Annotated in this window: 17 protein-coding genes, 1 tRNA gene and 1 pseudogene; 10 read left to right on the top strand and 9 right to left on the bottom strand. The window is 61.9% G+C overall.

What is annotated here, in order from left to right; translation table 11 throughout:
- The first annotated feature begins 25 nt into the window (after positions 1 to 25).
- Positions 26 to 1531, top strand: a complete 1506-nt coding sequence (locus AC0L18_RS01800; protein ID WP_473490366.1) for a peptidoglycan DD-metalloendopeptidase family protein — start codon at positions 26 to 28, stop codon at positions 1529 to 1531.
- 194 nt (positions 1532 to 1725) lie between these two features.
- Here AC0L18_RS01800 and AC0L18_RS01795 read toward each other — a convergent pair whose 3' ends face one another.
- Complete coding sequence (locus AC0L18_RS01795; RefSeq protein ID WP_287207575.1) at positions 1726 to 2601, bottom strand: ATP-binding protein; 876 nt, start codon at positions 2599 to 2601, stop codon at positions 1726 to 1728.
- Positions 2602 to 2878: 277 nt separating this feature from the next.
- Between AC0L18_RS01795 and yajC the strand changes: the two genes are divergently transcribed.
- The 4 genes from yajC (at position 2879) to AC0L18_RS01775 (ending at position 7354) form a co-directional block, all read left to right on the top strand.
- Positions 2879 to 3217 (top strand): preprotein translocase subunit YajC, encoded by a 339-nt coding sequence (gene yajC, locus AC0L18_RS01790; protein WP_023802565.1) that lies wholly within the window; start codon positions 2879 to 2881, stop codon positions 3215 to 3217.
- Between the two features lie 326 nt (positions 3218 to 3543).
- Complete coding sequence (gene secDF / locus AC0L18_RS01785; protein WP_473490364.1) at positions 3544 to 6096, top strand: protein translocase subunit SecDF; 2553 nt, start codon at positions 3544 to 3546, stop codon at positions 6094 to 6096.
- Positions 6097 to 6111: 15 nt separating this feature from the next.
- A complete protein-coding gene (locus tag AC0L18_RS01780; RefSeq protein WP_023802563.1) occupies positions 6112 to 6501 on the top strand; it encodes an Mth938-like domain-containing protein in 390 nt (129 codons plus the stop codon).
- A gap of 1 nt (position 6502) precedes the next feature.
- Positions 6503 to 7354, top strand: coding sequence for a phytoene/squalene synthase family protein (locus tag AC0L18_RS01775; protein WP_473490363.1), 852 nt, complete (start codon positions 6503 to 6505; stop codon positions 7352 to 7354).
- A gap of 61 nt (positions 7355 to 7415) precedes the next feature.
- Here AC0L18_RS01775 and AC0L18_RS01770 read toward each other — a convergent pair whose 3' ends face one another.
- The 4 genes from AC0L18_RS01770 to trmFO all read right to left on the bottom strand — a co-directional run bounded on the left by AC0L18_RS01770 (position 7416) and on the right by trmFO (position 9504).
- The gene (locus tag AC0L18_RS01770) at positions 7416 to 7547 is read right to left on the bottom strand and encodes a hypothetical protein (protein WP_473490362.1); all 132 of its coding nucleotides are present in this window, start codon (positions 7545 to 7547) and stop codon (positions 7416 to 7418) included.
- 72 nt (positions 7548 to 7619) lie between these two features.
- The gene (locus AC0L18_RS01765) at positions 7620 to 7748 is read right to left on the bottom strand and encodes a hypothetical protein (RefSeq protein WP_473490361.1); all 129 of its coding nucleotides are present in this window, start codon (positions 7746 to 7748) and stop codon (positions 7620 to 7622) included.
- On the bottom strand, positions 7720 to 8022 hold the full coding sequence (locus tag AC0L18_RS01760; RefSeq protein ID WP_091596942.1) for a type II toxin-antitoxin system ParD family antitoxin: 303 nt from the start codon (positions 8020 to 8022) through the stop codon (positions 7720 to 7722). Before AC0L18_RS01760 ends, AC0L18_RS01765 begins: the two co-directional genes overlap by 29 nt.
- Before the next feature lie 72 nt (positions 8023 to 8094).
- Entirely contained in the window at positions 8095 to 9504 is a 1410-nt protein-coding gene (trmFO, locus tag AC0L18_RS01755) for a methylenetetrahydrofolate--tRNA-(uracil(54)-C(5))-methyltransferase (FADH(2)-oxidizing) TrmFO (RefSeq protein ID WP_473490360.1), read from the bottom strand.
- Positions 9505 to 9606: 102 nt separating this feature from the next.
- On the opposite strand from trmFO, the gene AC0L18_RS01750 reads away from it, so the two are divergent.
- Positions 9607 to 10206, top strand: a complete 600-nt coding sequence (locus AC0L18_RS01750) for a hypothetical protein (protein WP_473490359.1) — start codon at positions 9607 to 9609, stop codon at positions 10204 to 10206.
- Positions 10207 to 10554: 348 nt separating this feature from the next.
- Here AC0L18_RS01750 and AC0L18_RS01745 read toward each other — a convergent pair whose 3' ends face one another.
- Both AC0L18_RS01745 and AC0L18_RS01740 read right to left on the bottom strand, forming a co-directional pair.
- Positions 10555 to 10695, bottom strand: coding sequence for a DUF1127 domain-containing protein (locus AC0L18_RS01745; protein ID WP_023802557.1), 141 nt, complete (start codon positions 10693 to 10695; stop codon positions 10555 to 10557).
- A gap of 54 nt (positions 10696 to 10749) precedes the next feature.
- Positions 10750 to 10890 (bottom strand): DUF1127 domain-containing protein, encoded by a 141-nt coding sequence (locus tag AC0L18_RS01740; protein ID WP_006335194.1) that lies wholly within the window; start codon positions 10888 to 10890, stop codon positions 10750 to 10752.
- Between the two features lie 236 nt (positions 10891 to 11126).
- On the opposite strand from AC0L18_RS01740, the gene AC0L18_RS01735 reads away from it, so the two are divergent.
- Both AC0L18_RS01735 and AC0L18_RS01730 read left to right on the top strand, forming a co-directional pair.
- The gene (locus AC0L18_RS01735) at positions 11127 to 12242 is read left to right on the top strand and encodes a DUF2157 domain-containing protein (RefSeq protein WP_473490358.1); all 1116 of its coding nucleotides are present in this window, start codon (positions 11127 to 11129) and stop codon (positions 12240 to 12242) included.
- Positions 12239 to 12820, top strand: a complete 582-nt coding sequence (locus AC0L18_RS01730) for a GDYXXLXY domain-containing protein (protein WP_473490357.1) — start codon at positions 12239 to 12241, stop codon at positions 12818 to 12820. Before AC0L18_RS01735 ends, AC0L18_RS01730 begins: the two co-directional genes overlap by 4 nt.
- Before the next feature lie 89 nt (positions 12821 to 12909).
- Here the strand turns inward: AC0L18_RS01730 and AC0L18_RS01725 are convergent.
- Positions 12910 to 12992 (bottom strand) — tRNA-Leu (locus AC0L18_RS01725).
- Between the two features lie 119 nt (positions 12993 to 13111).
- A pseudogene (locus tag AC0L18_RS01720) lies at positions 13112 to 13399 on the bottom strand (hypothetical protein); the annotation flags it as partial.
- Between the two features lie 213 nt (positions 13400 to 13612).
- Between AC0L18_RS01720 and AC0L18_RS01715 the strand changes: the two are divergent.
- A complete protein-coding gene (locus AC0L18_RS01715; protein WP_473490356.1) occupies positions 13613 to 13744 on the top strand; it encodes a hypothetical protein in 132 nt (43 codons plus the stop codon).
- 649 nt (positions 13745 to 14393) lie between these two features.
- On the top strand, positions 14394 to 15866 hold the full coding sequence (tig, locus tag AC0L18_RS01710) for a trigger factor (protein ID WP_091597207.1): 1473 nt from the start codon (positions 14394 to 14396) through the stop codon (positions 15864 to 15866).
- Positions 15867 to 15894: the final 28 nt, after the last annotated feature.

The raw sequence follows: 15894 nt of genomic DNA, 5'->3' as shown, positions 1-15894 counted from the left end.
TACCGGGTATCTGCGGGTAAATGCGATGCAATTCAGTATTTTGAAGGCAAACGGACGCAACCTGGCGCGGGGTATCGCCGTCCTGATGGTTGCGGGCACTACGGCGGGATGCAGTTCCCAGGTCTCGCGGTTCAACAGCGTCGACGATGTCTTCACGTCGTCGACAAACAACCAGCGCGCCATCATCGACAAGCAGGACGCCGCCCAGCCCTATCCCGGCGATGCCGCCGCGGTTTCGGCCGCGCCGCTCGACGGCAGCCACACCCAGTCGGTAAGCCGTTCAAGCCTCGAACCCGTCACGACGCAGCAATTGCCGCCGGTCGACCAGGCGCAGCCGGCTACCGCGTCGGCGCCCGCCGCCAGTCCGGCCCGCACCGCTTCGGCGCCAGCCGCTCCCCGGGTCGACCGGACTGCGACCGGAACCGTGGCAAAGCCGTTCAAAGAGTCACGGCCCGACGCCCCGCGCATGGCGACGGCGGGCGGGGAACCGCGTGCAGCCGAGATCATCGTCAAGGACGGCGAGACCATTTCCGGCCTGTCGCGGCGCTACGGCGTGCCCGCCGACGCCCTGATGAAGGTCAATGGGCTAAGCGCGACCAACGGGCTGAAGACCGGCCAAAAGATCGTCATCCCGGCCTATGCCTATTCGGGCAAAAAACCGGCGCCTAAGCTTGCCGGCGCCAAGCCTGCGAACGACACCAAACACGATGTGCCGGCCAAGGCGCCGGAGATGGTCGCCGTGCTGCCGCAACAGCCCAAGCTCAAGGAGGGCAAGTCCACCGCGCAGGTGGATGCATCGGCCGCAGCAAGCCAGCCGAAGGACGCCGCACCCAAGGCGGCTGGTGCCGGTGGCGCCTACACCGTGCAGCAGGGTGATACGCTGTCGGCCATCGCCAGGAAGACCGGCGTGGGCGTGGTTGCGTTGAAGCAGGCGAACGGCATGCAGGACGGTCTGCTCAAGATCGGCCAGACGTTGAAGGTGCCGGCCGGCGGAACCGCGACAGTTGCCAACGCCAAGCCGGCAAAGGTCGATCCGGTAACGACTGCCACCACCCCGCCTGCGGCGAAGACGACGCCGTCGGAAACGCTCGCCGCCTACACGCCGCCGAAGAAGGAAAAGGTCATCCAGCAGGCCGAGGACGACGACGCGGTCGCGCCGAACGCCACCGGTATCGGCAAGATGCGCTGGCCGGTGCGCGGCCGCGTGATCTCCAGTTTCGGCGGCGGCAAGGACGGTGTCGACATCGCCGTGCCGGAAGGAACGCCAGTCAAGGCGGCCGAGAACGGCGTCGTCATCTATGCCGGCGATGGCCTCAAGGAATTCGGCAATACGGTGCTGGTGCGCCACGAGAACGGTTTGGTCACAGTCTATGGACACGCCCGTTCGATAGAGGTCCAGCGCGGCCAGAAGGTCAAGCGCGGCCAGGAAATCGCGCAGTCCGGCATGAGCGGCACCACCGACTCGCCGAAACTGCATTTCGAAGTGCGCAAGAATTCGGCGCCGGTCGACCCTTCGACCTATCTTGAATAAAGAAAGTCGATCCTTCGACCTATCTTGAATAGAACAAGAAAAGCGATTGCGGGCCGCCTGACCTCCAGTCCGGCCCGCCGGCTCAGCCCGCTCCGCAAGGGGCGGGCTTTTTCAGGGGCGTTTCCGGACCATGATCTTGTCCGTAAACCGGGCTCCACTTTTTGCTACGCTGACCTTCGGTGCGGGATCATGGTCTAATCCTGGAGCGACTTGCCGAGCCGGCCTGCCAGATCCTGGGTGTACTGCCAGGCGACACGGCCCGAACGGCTGCCGCGCGTCGTCGCCCATTCCAGCGCCTCGGCGCGCAGCGTCTCGGGATCGATGGCGAGTCCGTGGTGGCGGACATATCCGTCGATCATGTCGAGATACTCGTCCTGCGAGCATTTGTGGAAGCCGAGCCAGAGGCCGAAACGGTCGGAGAGCGAGACTTTTTCCTCGACCGCTTCCGACGGGTTGATGGCGGTCGAGCGCTCGTTGTCGATCATGTCGCGCGGCAAAAGGTGGCGCCGGTTCGACGTGGCGTAGAAGATCACATTGGCCGGGCGGCCCTCGACTCCGCCTTCGAGCGCCGCCTTCAGCGACTTGTAGGACGTGTCGTCGTGGTCGAATGAGAGGTCGTCGCAAAACAGGATAAAACGGTAAGGCGCTGCCTTCAGCAGCGCCATCAGCTTCGGCAGCGTGTCGATGTCCTCGCGGTGGATCTCGATGAGCTTGAGTGGCAGGTCCAGCTTTGCCGATGCGTTGACCGCCGCATGCACGGCCTTGACCAGCGAGGATTTTCCCATGCCGCGTGCGCCCCACAACAGCACGTTGTTGGCTGCGTAACCGGAGGCGAAACGCTCGGTGTTGTCGACCAGTATGTCGCGGACGCGGTCGACGCCGCGGATCAAACCGATGTCGACGCGGTTGACCTTGCGCACCGGCTCCAGATAGCCGGGATCAGCCTGCCAGACAAAGCAGTCGGCCCCGCCGAGATCGGTTTCCGGCACCGGAGGCGGGGCGAGGCGGGCGACCGCCTCGATCAGGCGGTCGAGCTTCCTGTTCAGGGCTTCGATGGTGCTGTCGGTCATTCTTGTCTTTTGTCTTTGCATTCACGAAGCAACGGAACCCATTGATTCCGGCGGTTTCGGAACCGGCTCCAACCTTTTGTTAGGGCACGATCTTTGTCGAGAACCGCGCTCCATAATTCGGGACCATGCTCTAACACGGCTCAACCAGCCGGAAAAGCAGCTGAAATGCTCGGCCGCAGTTGCATTGGCAACTTTACCGACTATATTCCGGCCAAATTTCGCGGGGCCGCCAAATTACCCGTTTGGCGGCTGTTTTTCAAAATTCAGGAGTACTTCGATGTTCGTGACACCGGCATATGCCCAAGGCGTCGGCACCTCCCCGGATATGTTCATCAGCATTTTGCCGTTTGTCCTGATTTTCGTGATCATGTATTTTCTGATCATCCGGCCGCAGCGCACGCAGTTGAAGAAGCGCGGCGAGATGCTGGCGGCGGTGCGCCGCGGCGATACGGTCGTCACTGGCGGCGGTTTCGTCGGCAAGGTGACCAAGGTCATCGATGACAACGAGCTCGAGATCGATCTCGGCGGTGGCACCAAGGTAACGGCGCTGCGCTCGACGATTGCCGATGTGCGCGTCAAGGGCGAGCCAGTGGCGAACCAGAACGCCAAGAAATAAACCGATTGTCGGCGAACGATCTGCGGATACACCCAGACCGACAAACGCCATTTGCTGTATTGTCGCGCTTCAGGACGAACCTGATCTGGCTGGCCGTCGGTATCACGGGGCGCCAACGATCTCGTGATGCCATTGCGCGCTGGTCCCATGACGGCAAGATTGACAATAGTTGAAGAAAGCCCGATGGCAGCATCAAAGTGAACTGCCTTGTGCTCGACATCAACCTTTGTGCGGACCACGGCGAGCCAGTGGCGAACCAGAGCGCCTAGAAAGAACCCAATTCCAGGCGGAACGATCCGCCCGAATGCCGTGACGGACGACGCCATATGCTCTATTTCTCGCGCTTCAAGATGATCCTGATCTGGCTGGCCGTGGCCGCCACAGTGATCCTGGCTGCGCCCAATCTTTTTTCGGCAAGCACGCTCGCCAAGCTTCCCGACTGGGTTCCGAAGCGCCAGATGACGCTCGGCCTCGATCTGCAGGGCGGCTCGCATATCCTGCTCAGGATGGATCCGAACGATCTGATCAAGGATCGGCTGGAGACGACGCGCGACGAAATCAGGACGCGGCTGCGCGATGCCAAGATCGGTTATACCGGCCTTGCCGGATCAGGCCGGGCCGTGCAGGTCCGCATCACAGATCCCGGTCAGGTCGAAGCCGCCAAGACGGCGCTGAAGACATTGACCGACCCGGTGGCCGCCGGCCTGTTCAGCGGCGGCTCCGTCCAGGAAATGTCGCTGGATGATTCCGAGCCCGGCCTGCTCAAATTCGCCTTCACCGATGCCGGCATCAAATATCGCACGTCGACGGCGCTGGCGCAGTCGCTCGAAGTCGTCGAGCGCCGCGTCAACGAACTCGGCACCACCGAGCCGATCGTGCAACGCCAAGGCGACGACCGCATTCTGGTCCAGGTGCCGGGCCTGCAGGATCCGCAACGGCTGAAGGACATTCTAGGCCAGACCGCCAAGCTGACCTTCCAGATGGTCGACCAGTCGATGCCGGTGCAGGACGCGCTCAACGGTCGTCCGCCGGCCGGATCCTCGGTGTTGTATTCGCAGGATGATCCGCCGGTTCCCTATCTGATCGAGAACCGCGTTATCGTTTCTGGCGAAAATCTCGTCGATGCGCAGGCGACGTACAATTCCCAGACCAATGAGCCGGTGGTTTCGTTCACCTTCGATTCCAAGGGGGCGGCGCGTTTCGGCCAGGCCACCTCGCAGAATGTCGGCAAACTGTTTGCCATCATCCTCGACAATCAGGTGATTTCGGCGCCGCAGATCCGCGAACCGATCCTTGGCGGCAGCGGCCAGATCTCAGGCAATTTCACCGCCGAGAGCGCCAACGATCTCGCCGTGCTGTTGCGTGCCGGCGCGCTGCCGGCGACGCTGACGGTGATCGAAGAGCGCACGGTAGGCCCTGGGCTCGGCGAAGATTCCATTCACGCCGGCAAGGTTGCCGGCGTGATCGGCTCCATCCTCGTCGTCGTGTTCATGTTCGTGGCCTATGGCTTTCTCGGCTTCATTGCCAACATCGCGCTGGCGGTGCATGTCGCGATGATCATCGGGTTGTTGTCATTGCTTGGCGCGACACTGACATTGCCCGGCATCGCCGGCATCGTGCTGACCATCGGCATGGCGGTCGATTCAAACGTTCTCATCTACGAGCGCATCCGCGAGGAGCGACGAAACGGTCGCTCGGTAATCCAGGCGATCGACACGGGTTTTTCCAAAGCGCTGGCGACCATCGTCGATTCGAACGTCACCTCGCTGATCGCGACCGTGGTGCTGTTCTGGCTCGGGACCGGCCCGGTGAAGGGCTTTGCCGTAACCTTCGCCATCGGCATTCTGACCACCGTCTTCACCGCCTTCACCTTCACCCGCCTGCTGGTGTCGATCTGGCTTCGCCGCGCCCGCCCGAAGGAATTGCCGCGCGCGCCGGTGACCTTCGTCCCGCCGGGCACGCGAATTCCGTTCATGGGCATCCGCCGCTGGACATTCGCGCTGTCCAGCGTGCTGTCGATCCTGGCGGTCGTGCTGTTCATGACCGTCGACATCAATTACGGCATCGACTTCAAGGGGGGGTCGCTGATCGAGGTCCAGGCCAAGGATGGCACCGCCGATATTGCCGACATCCGCGGCAGGCTTTCGGAACTCAACATCGGCGAAGTGCAGGTGCAGCAGTTCGGCGACCCGAACGACGTCTTGATCCGCGTCGGCACGCAGGAGGGCGGCGAGAACGCCGAACAGACCGTCATCGACAAGGTGCGTGGCGAGTTGCAGGACCATTACGATTTCCGCCGCGTCGAGGTGGTGGGACCGACGGTTTCCGGCGAGCTTGCCAAGCAAGGCACCATCGCCATGCTGATCGCGCTGCTCGGAATCCTGGTCTATGTCTGGTTCCGCTTCGAATGGCAGTTCGCGGTCGGCGCCATCATCGCCACGGTCCACGATGTGGTCATGACCATCGGCTTCTTTGTCATCACCGGTCTCGAATTCAACCAATCGTCGCTTGCAGCGATACTCACCATCATCGGCTACTCGCTCAATGACACGATCGTCGTCTATGACCGTGTTCGCGAAGACTTGCGAAAATACAAGAGGATGCCGCTGCCGCAATTGTTGAACAACGCCATCAACGAGACGCTGTCGCGAACGACGCTGACCTCGGTGACGACGATGCTCGCGCTGCTGGCGCTGGTGCTGTTCGGCGGCGAGGTGATCCGCTCGTTCACGCTGGCGATGCTGTTCGGCGTCGTCTTCGGAACCTATTCGTCGATTTTCATCGCTGCGCCATTGCTCATCCTGTTCAAGCTGCGGCCGGAAACCGCGACGGCCGATGTGGAGAGGCCGGTGAGCGGCGGCAAAGCCATAGCAACCTGACGGGCGGCCAACGGGATGACCAAAGGCATTGTCATCCGTGAGGCGCATTTCCCTGGCCGTGCGCCGATCGAGGCCTATGGCAATGGCGGGTTTCGTTTCGCCGACATGTCGCATCGCGGCTCGCTCCTGTGCCTGCCGTCGGGCATCTATGGCTGGGAGCCGGCTGATCCCCTGGCACTGACGGCGGCGGATTTCGCCAAGCTGCTCAACGAGGCTGACCAGGTCGAGATCCTGCTGGTCGGCGCCGGCAAGGATCTCAGGCCGTTGCCGGCAGCGCTGCGTGCTGTGTTGAAGGCGGCGGGCATTGCGGCCGATCCGATGTCGACTGGTGCTGCCGTGCGGACCTACAATGTTCTCCTGGCGGAAAACCGTGCGGTGGCCGCCGCGCTGATTGCCGTCGAGTGACGTGAGCGAAAACGCCAAAATCGTCATGGAAACGGTGCGCGCCGCCGACCATGATCGCTATGTTTGCGCGCTCTATGCGCCCGAGGACAAGCGTGACGCGCTATTTTCGCTCTATGCCTTCAATGCCGAGATATCAGGCATTCGCGACCGTATCCGCGAGGCACTGCCCGGCGAGGTGCGACTGCAATGGTGGAGCGATGTGATCGCCGCCGAGGACGCCGGGGTAGGCACGGGCCATCCCGTCGCCGACGCGTTGAAGGCGACGATTTCCGCCCATCACCTGCCGAAGCCCGCCTTCGAGAACATGCTCGAAGCCCGTATTTTCGATCTCTATGACGACCCCATGCCGTCGCGCACCGATCTGGAAGGCTATTGCGGCGAGACAGCAGCGGCGCTCATCCAGCTTGCAGCGATGGTGCTCGATCCCGTCGAAGCGCCGCGTTTCGCCGAACTTGCGGGCAGGGCAGGTTGCGCACAAGCGATGACCGGCCTTTTGCTGCTGTTGCCATTGCATCGCAAGCGTGGGCAATGCTTTGTCCCGGCCGACATTCTGGCCGCGGCAGGATCGTCGTCCGAAGAGTTCGTTGCAGGCGATGACGGGCCTGGAGCACAACGCGCCGTCGCCGCAATGATCGCGCTGGCGCAAGAACATCTTGCAGCTTTCGAAAGCGGTGCATCGTCGTTGCCGGATTCGCTCAGACCAGCATTTTTGCCGCTGGCCTTGTCGCGCGCCTATCTCGGCAAGATGGAAAGCTCTCGTCAGTCACCTCTGAACGAGGTGGCGCGGCTCTCGGCCTGGCGCCGGCATTTTCTGTTGTTGCGCCGCGCGACGCGAGGCTGGCCGGACGCCTGAAGGCTGCCAAGGATGAAGGAATCCGGAAAACCGGAACTAACACGGCAGCCGTAGACGTCTGTCACGATGGGTCGCTCGATCCGCCATCGCGCATCAGCGCCTCATAGTCGCGACCGCCATAGAAGATGTTGACGATGCGGACGAGTTCGTCATCGACAACGTAAGCGATGATGGCAGAGTGCTCGAACGGCACTGTCCGCAATCCCGGCGCAATGTCATCGCGCGACCGGCCACCACGAGGCGCATTGCCGATGCTCTGGCAGCGTTATTTAATTTGATCGACAAAACCATTTGCGATGCTTTCGCTGCCGCTGCTCTCAAGGATGTAGGCAGCCATCGCTTCGAGATCGGCAATAGCTTCTTCGCTAAGAGCGACGGCGAGACGCTGTATCATCATTGTCTCGCTCGCGTTGTGAAATCCGGCTCTTTACCCTGTCGATTGCTTCTTCGAGCGAAACAGCGGGCCTTGTATCCTCGATCGATGCCTTCACGCGCGCCCTGATCGACGCCATCCGCTCGGCATGCTCTTCCTCCTCGCGCTGGAAGGCACGAAGTGCTGCGCGGATCACCTCGCTCGCCGAACCAAAGGTACCATCCTCGACTTTTTCGCGGATCATGCGCGCCATGGCGGGCGTGACGGTGACGGACAGTTTCTCGGCGGGCTCCATGGAATTGCTCCCTGTGGCGAGGTAGGATAATATCCTACTCTCCGATCAACTGATCGACAAGACCGGAAAAGGCTATTCCGCTGCTTCCGCCCGCGAAGGCAGCCCCAGCCATTGCCGGCAATCATCCAACGCACGCGATGTAACAGCACGCCTCCTGGCGACGGTCTTGTCCTTGCCGCGCAGGCGTTTTCCCTCGGCTTTCGGCGCTTCCACCGGAGGGAACAAGCCGAAATTGATGTTCATCGGCTGGAATGAGCGCTTTCCCGGCTCGTCGTCGGAAACGATGTGACCGCCGGTAATATGGTTGAGCAGCGCGCCAAAGGCTGTGGTCATCGGCGGCAGCGCCGGCGCGTGGCCCAACCGCTCGGCGGCGGCAAAGCGCCCGGCAAGCAGGCCGATGGCGGCACTTTCGACATAGCCCTCGCAGCCGGTGATCTGGCCGGCGAAGCGCAGGCCGGGCCGTGATTTCAACTGCAGCGATTGGTCAAGCAACGTCGGCGAATTGATATAGGTGTTGCGGTGCAGGCCGCCGAGGCGGGCAAACTCGGCGTTTTCGAGGCCCGGGATGGTGCGGATCACGCGCACCTGCTCGGCGTGCTTCAGCTTGGTCTGGAAACCGACCATGTTGTAGAGCGTGCCCAGCGCATTGTCCTGGCGAAGCTGCACGACGGCATAGGCCTTTACCGACGGATTGTGCGCATTGGTCAGCCCCATCGGCTTCATCGGCCCATGGCGCAGCGTCTCGACGCCGCGCTCGGCCATGATCTCGATCGGCAGGCAGCCGTCGAAATACGGCGTGCCTTCCCATTGCTTGAATTCGGTCTTTTGGCCGTCGACAAGCGCCTGCACGAAGGCAAGATATTGCTCCTTGTCCATCGGACAGTTGATGTAATCCTTGCCGGTGCCGCCAGGTCCGACCTTGTCGTAGCGCGACTGGAACCAGCAGATGTCCATGTCGATCGTGTCGAAATGGACGATCGGCGCGATGGCGTCGAAGAAGGCGAGCGCATCGGCCCCGGTCACTTCCGCGATCGATTGGGCGAGCCCAGGTGCGGTCAGCGGGCCGGTGGCGATGATCGCCTGGTCCCAATCCGCCGGCGGCAGGCCTGGCACTTCCTCGCGCTGGATGGTGATGAGCGGGTGCGCTTCGAGCTTTTTTGTCACCGCTCCGGAAAACCCGTCGCGGTCGACAGCCAGCGCACCGCCGGCCGGCACCTGGTGCGCGTCGCCGGCGCTCATGATCAGCGAACCGGCCAGCCGCATTTCGGCGTGCAGCAGGCCGACGGCGTTGGTCTGCGCATCGTCGGAGCGGAAGGAATTGGAACAGACGAGTTCGGCCAATCCATCCGTCTTGTGCGCATCGGTGCCGCGGATGGGACGCATTTCATGCAGCACGACGGGAACGCCGGCTTCGGCCGCCTGCCAAGCGGCTTCAGAACCGGCCAGGCCACCGCCGACGACGTGAATGGGTTTCTTGTTCATGAGCGCCGAAATAATCCTTTGTAGCTGCGATTGCAATTACGCGAGCCGGCGGCGTTGTTGCCGCCAAGCGCGGCAATCGTCTACTGTCGGAGAATGGACGGGATGCTTGGGATCTTTGCCAGAGCGACATTTCTGACAGTCGTGATCGGCGTGGGCGGAGCAGCGGCCGCCGGCGAACTGGCTGCGACGGCTTCCAAGCGGATCCCCATCTGCCACGGCTACAGTTGCAACTATCGCACGATGCTGGCGCTTGGCTCCGGTGACGGCGCGCGTCTCCGCTCTATTCTGCGTGCCGGCGCCGGTTCGCCCCAAGCCGAGCGAGCCGCCATTTCGAAGGCTGTTCGCTATTTCGAGCAGCGCATTTTCCGGGCCACCGGCATTCGCGATCTGCCGCAGTCGGAATTCGGCGCATCGCGCATCAGAGGCCAGATGGATTGTGTCGACGAATCGACCAATACACATGCGCTGCTGGTCTATCTTGCCGAGCGAAAATTGCTCAGGTTCCACAAGGTCGAGGACAAGGCCTCGCGAGGCTTGTTTGTCGACGGGCGCTATCCCCATTGGACGGCGGTGATCAGCGACCGCAGGGGCACCGAGTGGGTGGTGGATTCCTGGTATGCGCCGATGGGCGGCGCACCGGACATTTTTCCGCTGAGCCAGTGGAAGAAGCGGGGCGTGCTGGAAAGCGGTGCGCTCGACTGACGACAGGGACTTCCCCGCCAGAACGAATTCCCAGAACGATTCTCAGAGTGTGCGTCGAGCCTGAAAAACAACGACACCCGCCGGGGGAGGATCCGGCGGGTGTCGTTTTGCTGGTCGATCCTCGGGAGGAGGTGAAGATCGACCGTATTCGCCATCGCCGGGGAGGAGGTCGGCTTTGACGAAATTCCTTTCGCCTGATGGACGAAATTGCTTCGCCCTGGGGGAAACAGCGCCCGCCGCGGGAGGAGGTGCGGCGGGCGCCGTTTTTGTGGTCAACCCTCGGGAGGAGGTGAAGGCTGACCGTATCCGTCAGGGTCGGGGAGGAGGTCGACCCTGGCGAAATTCTGACTAGATCGCCTTGCGGGCGATGCTCTTGATCTCTTCGCGGACGATGCCGAGATCATGCAGCTGGCGGTTCGAAAGGCGACCCAGCTCGGTAACGGTCGAGCGATAAACGCGCCAGTTACGATAGTTGCGGATCAGGTTCATTGTCGTTCTCTTTTCAAGTCAAACTGGTTCGGACCATTTGCGGTCCGAAGAGGATTAGACCGCCTTGCGGGCGACGTAGTGGATGTCGCTGCGGCTGATGCCGAGGTCGGTCAGTTCGCGGTTGCTCAGGCGGCTCAGCTCGGAAACGGTGTCCCGGTAGCGGCGCCAGTTGCGGTAGTTGCGGATCAGGTTCATGGTATTCTCGTTTCGTCTTTCTTCCGGATCATTCCGTCTTTGTGTACGCCCTGAAGATAGGTCGGGTCATATCGATTTAAAAGCGCTATTGGTGCATGGCAGCAATGCAAATTGTGCAATGCACAATCGCCGGCAGTTCCCGTCTTCGATATAGATAGGCCCGAATCGGAAAATGCCGTAGCGTCAACGGTTTGTCCGGGTCGGTTGAAGAGACGACCAAGCTGGAGGAGAAAGGCATGGCGAGCTATTCGTCGCGGGTCAGGGCCGATATCGCACGATGGCTGCAGGCTGGCCTGATCGACGCCTCGACGGCCTACGCGCTGACGCGCGACGTCGAGGCCAATGAGCGCAAATCGCTGAGCTTCGGCTCGATCCTGGCGATGATGGCGGCGTTGCTTTTTGGTGCGGCCGTCCTGATCTTCGTCGCCGCCAACTGGGAAGCCATCCCGCGGCTGGCGCGCGTGGCAGCCCTCTTCGCCATCATCTTCGCCGGCTATGTCGGCGGCGCCGTTCTGAAGACACGCGACCATGCTGCAATCGGCGAGGCACTCTGGATCGTCGCCGTGGCGGCATTTGGCGGATCGATCGCGCTGATCGGCCAGATGTATCATTTGTCAGGCGACGAAGCGTCGGCCTTGATCACCTGGGGCGCGGGCACCGCCCTGGCGGCAGTTGCGCTGCGCTCGAACCCGCTGACCGTCGCTTCTGTCGGCATTGCCGACGCGTGGCTGTTCCTGAGAGGGTTCGATTATTTCAGGCGCACGGAATTTCCGCACCTCTTCGTCGCCATGGCGATCGTGTTGTTCGCCATTTCGTTCTGGACCCGCAGCCAGGCGGCGCGGCATCTGATCGTCCTGTCGGTCATCTTCTATCTCGTGCTGTTGTTTACGGAATACGAAACGCTGCAGGTCGCCGTCCCGCTCATTGTCGTGTCGGCGCTGCTTTTCGCGGCTGCGATCCTCGCTGCCGAGCCCGTCGACCGGATATTGCAGCTTGGCGGCCGTCTGCCCTTGCACGCGCTGATCGGGTTTCTCACCGGCCTGGCGATGATCCAGTTCGAACTGGCCAGTGAAAGCAATAACAGCGGCTTTGGCATTGCCTCGGCCATTGCGCTTGCCGGCATTGTCGCGGCAATCGTGCTGGGCGGCCGCGAGAGCAGGGGCTTGCGCTGGGTTGCCTATGCCGGCTTCGCCTTCGAACTCGCCATCATCTATGTGGTGATGCTGCAGTCGATGCTCGACACGGCAGGCTTCTTCCTTGCAGCCGCTGTGCTTCTTGGCCTGCTTGCCCTTGTCATCCTCCGCGTGGAGAAGCGCATGAGGCTCCCGAGCGTAGAAGGAGCAGCGGCATGATGACCGGAAAAAAACTGATCATTTCAGCGCTGGTGCTGACACTCGTCCAGATCGGCTTCCTGAGCTGGATCATCGCCGGCCGGGCGGCGATCCTGCGCGACGGCAAGCAGGTGCTGCTGAGGGTCGAACCGATCGACCCGCGCGATCTGCTGCGCGGCGACTACATTATACTCAGCTATGATATTTCGCGCCTGCCGGTGAAGCTGATCGCCAACATTCCGACCGGCAAGCTGACGAGCGACGATACGCCGATCGTGGTCAGGCTGAGACGGGGCTCCGACGGCTATTGGGGCGCGACCACGGCCTGGTTCGGGCAAGCGCCGGCACCGGCAGCATCCGATGAAGTCGATATCGTCGGGCATGTGTCAGAAGGGTGGGATCTCAGCGCAGCCACGACGATCGCGCCGAATTACGGCATCGAGCGCTTCTATCTGCCGGAAGGCGAGGGGATGGCGATCCAGAACGATATGCGGGTGCGGCCGTTCGGCGTCCGCGTCGCAATCGCAACCGATGGCGCCGCGCAGATCAAGGCGCTGATGGACGGCGACAAGACGCTGTTCGAGGAAGCGCTCTATTAGAATTGGCCCGGATTAGAATTGGGAAAGCGCGACCGCGGCCCCCAACGCCTTCCGGTACTGGAACCTTAGTCCACTGCTCGAGGGAGCAGTGGTGCGGGTAGAGGGACTCGAACCCCCACGTTCTCACGCCAGAACCTAAATCTGGTGCGTCTACCAATTCCGCCATACCCGCTGGCTTCGTGTCACCGTGACTTGTCTATGTCACAACCCATGTCACAAGTTCAACACTTAGATTTTCGAGGTTTTTGGGCCTCGCGTTGGTGTCCGGGGGGCACGGCGCGGACTTTTCTTGCCGCCTATCGATGCGCCGGCTCCCGTAATTACCCCGCGGCTACCGCCGATCGAAGCGCCGACTCCCGCATTGACGCCGCCACTGCCGCCGATCGAGGCGCCGAGACCGGCGTTTACACCGCCTCGGCCGCCAACCGATGCGCCGAGACCGGCGTTTACGCCGCCTCGGCCGCCAACCGATGCGCCGGCGCCGACGCTAATGCCGCCTGCGCTGGAGGGAAAAGAAAGAGATAAAACAAGTGCACCACAGGCCAAAGCTGCGGCGAAACTGTTAACGACGTTTGCCATGACACTCTCCTTTGGTAATTACCCCACAGCAGCAGTTTCAAATTTGCTACTTTAGCAATAACGAACTCAGAGAGCACCGGCCTCGTTGCAGCGGGTGTGAGTGCCAATGTTGGTGGGACGACCGGGGTCGGCGTCGGTGTAGGCGTCGGCGGCGGGACCCTTGCTGGCACACCCGGGACTCCTGGAACACCCGGGACTCCTGGAACACCTGGCGTGAGCGTGGTCGCGCAGTTGTCCAGCAGCCAGTTGATACGGATGAAGAAGCGCTGCGTCGACGTGCTCGGGAGCGGCGGGACATACGATCGCGACGTGCGTGAGCTCTGCTTGCTGATCGCACGACGCTGAGAAGACTGTTGCGCAAACGGGAGTGTCGCATCGGCCGTACAGGCTTTGACAACACTCTCCTGGCCTCGCGGCCGGCCCGCCACTCGCAAGGTGGCGGGCTTCTCTGCGTCAGGACCGCTGCGCCAAGCGGCTGACGACTTCGGGGTAGCTACACCAGCGGGAGCCAAGTCGGAGTGGAGCCTAAAATCCAGCGCGTCCAGCAATTCCGCCGCATCCGCGTTGCCCGCAGGCAGCCATCATTCTGTCAATGTCGCGGTCAAAATAGCGGCCGTTCGCCGGCGCATGATCCCGAAAAACGAAAAATCGTATTTTTGGGGATCATGCGCCAAAATCAAGGTGCTCCAGCTTCCTGTGCGCGTCCAAGATGACGCGCGGCGCTGTAGTCGCGAAGATGGTTGAAAATCGGCCGCGCCTGTGACAAAAGGCGTGTCGAATGTGACGGGATGCGACGATCCACTTCTGCAGAATGTGATAAGAAGTCGGAAAAACAAAGACTTATTCACATTTTGGAGCGTGTTTCTGGACGATTTTGAGCCGCGTTGAGTGGACAGATCGCCAAGTCCCGCACCAAAAAGCCATTCCCGGCAAGATCATACCGGCAGGCTGTAAACGGCAAGAGCCGTTTGGCTGCGGAAACGAAGGTTCTACGATGCAGGTCACCGAAACGCTCAACTCCGGTCTCAAGCGCGAGATCAAGATCACCGTGCCGGCCGGTGACATGGAAGCCAAGCTGATGGCGCGGCTTTCAGATGCCAGGAGCAAGGTCCGCATCAACGGCTTTCGCCCCGGCAAGGTGCCGGTGCAGCACCTGCGCAAGGTCTATGGCAAGTCGTTCATGGCCGAAGTGGTCAACGAGATCCTCAACGATTCGACCCGTTCGATCATTACCGGCCGTGGCGAAAAGGCTGCCATGCAGCCCGAAGTGATCATGACCGAGGACGAGAAGGAGGCCGAGAAGATCCTGGCCGGCGGCGCCGACTTCGAGTTCCGCCTGAACTACGAGATCATTCCGCCGATCGAGATCAAGGATTTCTCCGACATCAAGGTGACGCGCCAGGTGTTCGACGTGCCGGATTCGGAAATCGACGAGCAGGTCAAGCGTGTCGCCGAATCGGCGCGCACCTACGAACCGAAGACCGGCAAGGCCGCCGAGGGCGACCGCGTGACGATCGACTATGTCGGCAAGATCGATGGCGAAGCCTTCAGCGGCGGCGCCGGCACCGACCAGCCGCTGGTGCTCGGCTCCAAGGAATTCATTCCCGGCTTCGAGGATCAACTCATCGGCAGCAAGGCCGGCGACGAGAGGCAGGTCACGGTCACATTCCCGGAAAACTACCAGGCGGCGCATCTTGCCGGCAAGGAAGCCACCTTCGACGTCACCGTCAAGGAAGTGTCCCAGCCCGGTGCGTTGGAGATCAACGACGAAATGGCCAAGAATCTCGGCCTGGAGTCGCTGGAGCGCCTGCGTGAGGTGGTGCGCGGCCAGATCGAGAACCAGTTCGGCTCGATGACGCGCCAGAAGATCAAGCGCCAGCTGCTCGACCAGCTCGATGCCGCCTACTCGTTCGAGGCGCCGTCGAAGCTTGTCGAGGCCGAGTTCAACAACATCTGGAACCAGGTCAACCGCGATCTGGAAGCCGCCGGCCGCACCTTCGCTGACGAGGAGACGACGGAAGAAGAGGCGCGCGCCGAATATATGCGGCTTGCCGAGCGCCGTGTGCGTCTCGGCCTGGTTCTCGCCGAAATCGGCGAGAAGGCCGGCGTCACCGTGTCGGACGAGGAATTGCAGCGCGGCCTGCTCGAGCAGGTGCGCCGCTATCCGGCCAACCAGCAGCAGGAAGCCTTCGAATTCTACCGCAGCAATCCCGAAGCGCTGAACACGTTGCGCGCGCCGCTGTTCGAGGAGAAGGTGGTCGACCATCTGCTCAGCCAGATTTCGGTCACCGACGTCAAGGTCAGCAAGGAAGAGCTGATGGCCGACGACGAGGACAGCGAGACGGCCAAGGCGAAGCCGGCCAAGAAAGCCGCAGCGAAGAAGGCCGACGCCAACAAGGCCGACGATGCGGAAGAGCCCAAGAAGAAGGCCGCGCCGAAGAAGAAAGCTGCCAAGGACGCCGAATAGCACAACATCTGCTGGATGTGAAAGGCCG

Source organism: Mesorhizobium sp. WSM4819, assembly GCF_055811215.1.
Note: the sequence above shows the minus strand (reverse complement) of the source record. Positions and strands in the feature narration are given on the sequence as shown.

Bases quoted from the DNA above. Each gene is read 5' to 3' on its own strand.
- AC0L18_RS01735 (WP_473490358.1), top strand. From the start codon at position 11,127: ATGGCGAGCTATTCGTCGCGGGTCAGGGCCGATATCGCACGATGGCTG.
- AC0L18_RS01765 (WP_473490361.1), bottom strand. From the start codon at position 7,748: ATGATACAGCGTCTCGCCGTCGCTCTTAGCGAAGAAGCTATTGCCGAT.
- AC0L18_RS01800 (WP_473490366.1), top strand. From the start codon at position 26: ATGCAATTCAGTATTTTGAAGGCAAACGGACGCAACCTGGCGCGGGGT.
- AC0L18_RS01740 (WP_006335194.1), bottom strand. From the start codon at position 10,890: ATGAACCTGATCCGCAACTACCGCAACTGGCGCCGCTACCGGGACACC.
- AC0L18_RS01750 (WP_473490359.1), top strand. From the start codon at position 9,607: ATGCTTGGGATCTTTGCCAGAGCGACATTTCTGACAGTCGTGATCGGC.
- trmFO (WP_473490360.1), bottom strand. From the start codon at position 9,504: ATGAACAAGAAACCCATTCACGTCGTCGGCGGTGGCCTGGCCGGTTCT.
- AC0L18_RS01760 (WP_091596942.1), bottom strand. From the start codon at position 8,022: ATGGAGCCCGCCGAGAAACTGTCCGTCACCGTCACGCCCGCCATGGCG.
- AC0L18_RS01780 (WP_023802563.1), top strand. From the start codon at position 6,112: ATGACCAAAGGCATTGTCATCCGTGAGGCGCATTTCCCTGGCCGTGCG.
- yajC (WP_023802565.1), top strand. From the start codon at position 2,879: ATGTTCGTGACACCGGCATATGCCCAAGGCGTCGGCACCTCCCCGGAT.
- AC0L18_RS01795 (WP_287207575.1), bottom strand. From the start codon at position 2,601: ATGACCGACAGCACCATCGAAGCCCTGAACAGGAAGCTCGACCGCCTG.
- secDF (WP_473490364.1), top strand. From the start codon at position 3,544: ATGCTCTATTTCTCGCGCTTCAAGATGATCCTGATCTGGCTGGCCGTG.
- AC0L18_RS01745 (WP_023802557.1), bottom strand. From the start codon at position 10,695: ATGAACCTGATCCGCAACTATCGTAACTGGCGCGTTTATCGCTCGACC.
- AC0L18_RS01730 (WP_473490357.1), top strand. From the start codon at position 12,239: ATGATGACCGGAAAAAAACTGATCATTTCAGCGCTGGTGCTGACACTC.
- tig (WP_091597207.1), top strand. From the start codon at position 14,394: ATGCAGGTCACCGAAACGCTCAACTCCGGTCTCAAGCGCGAGATCAAG.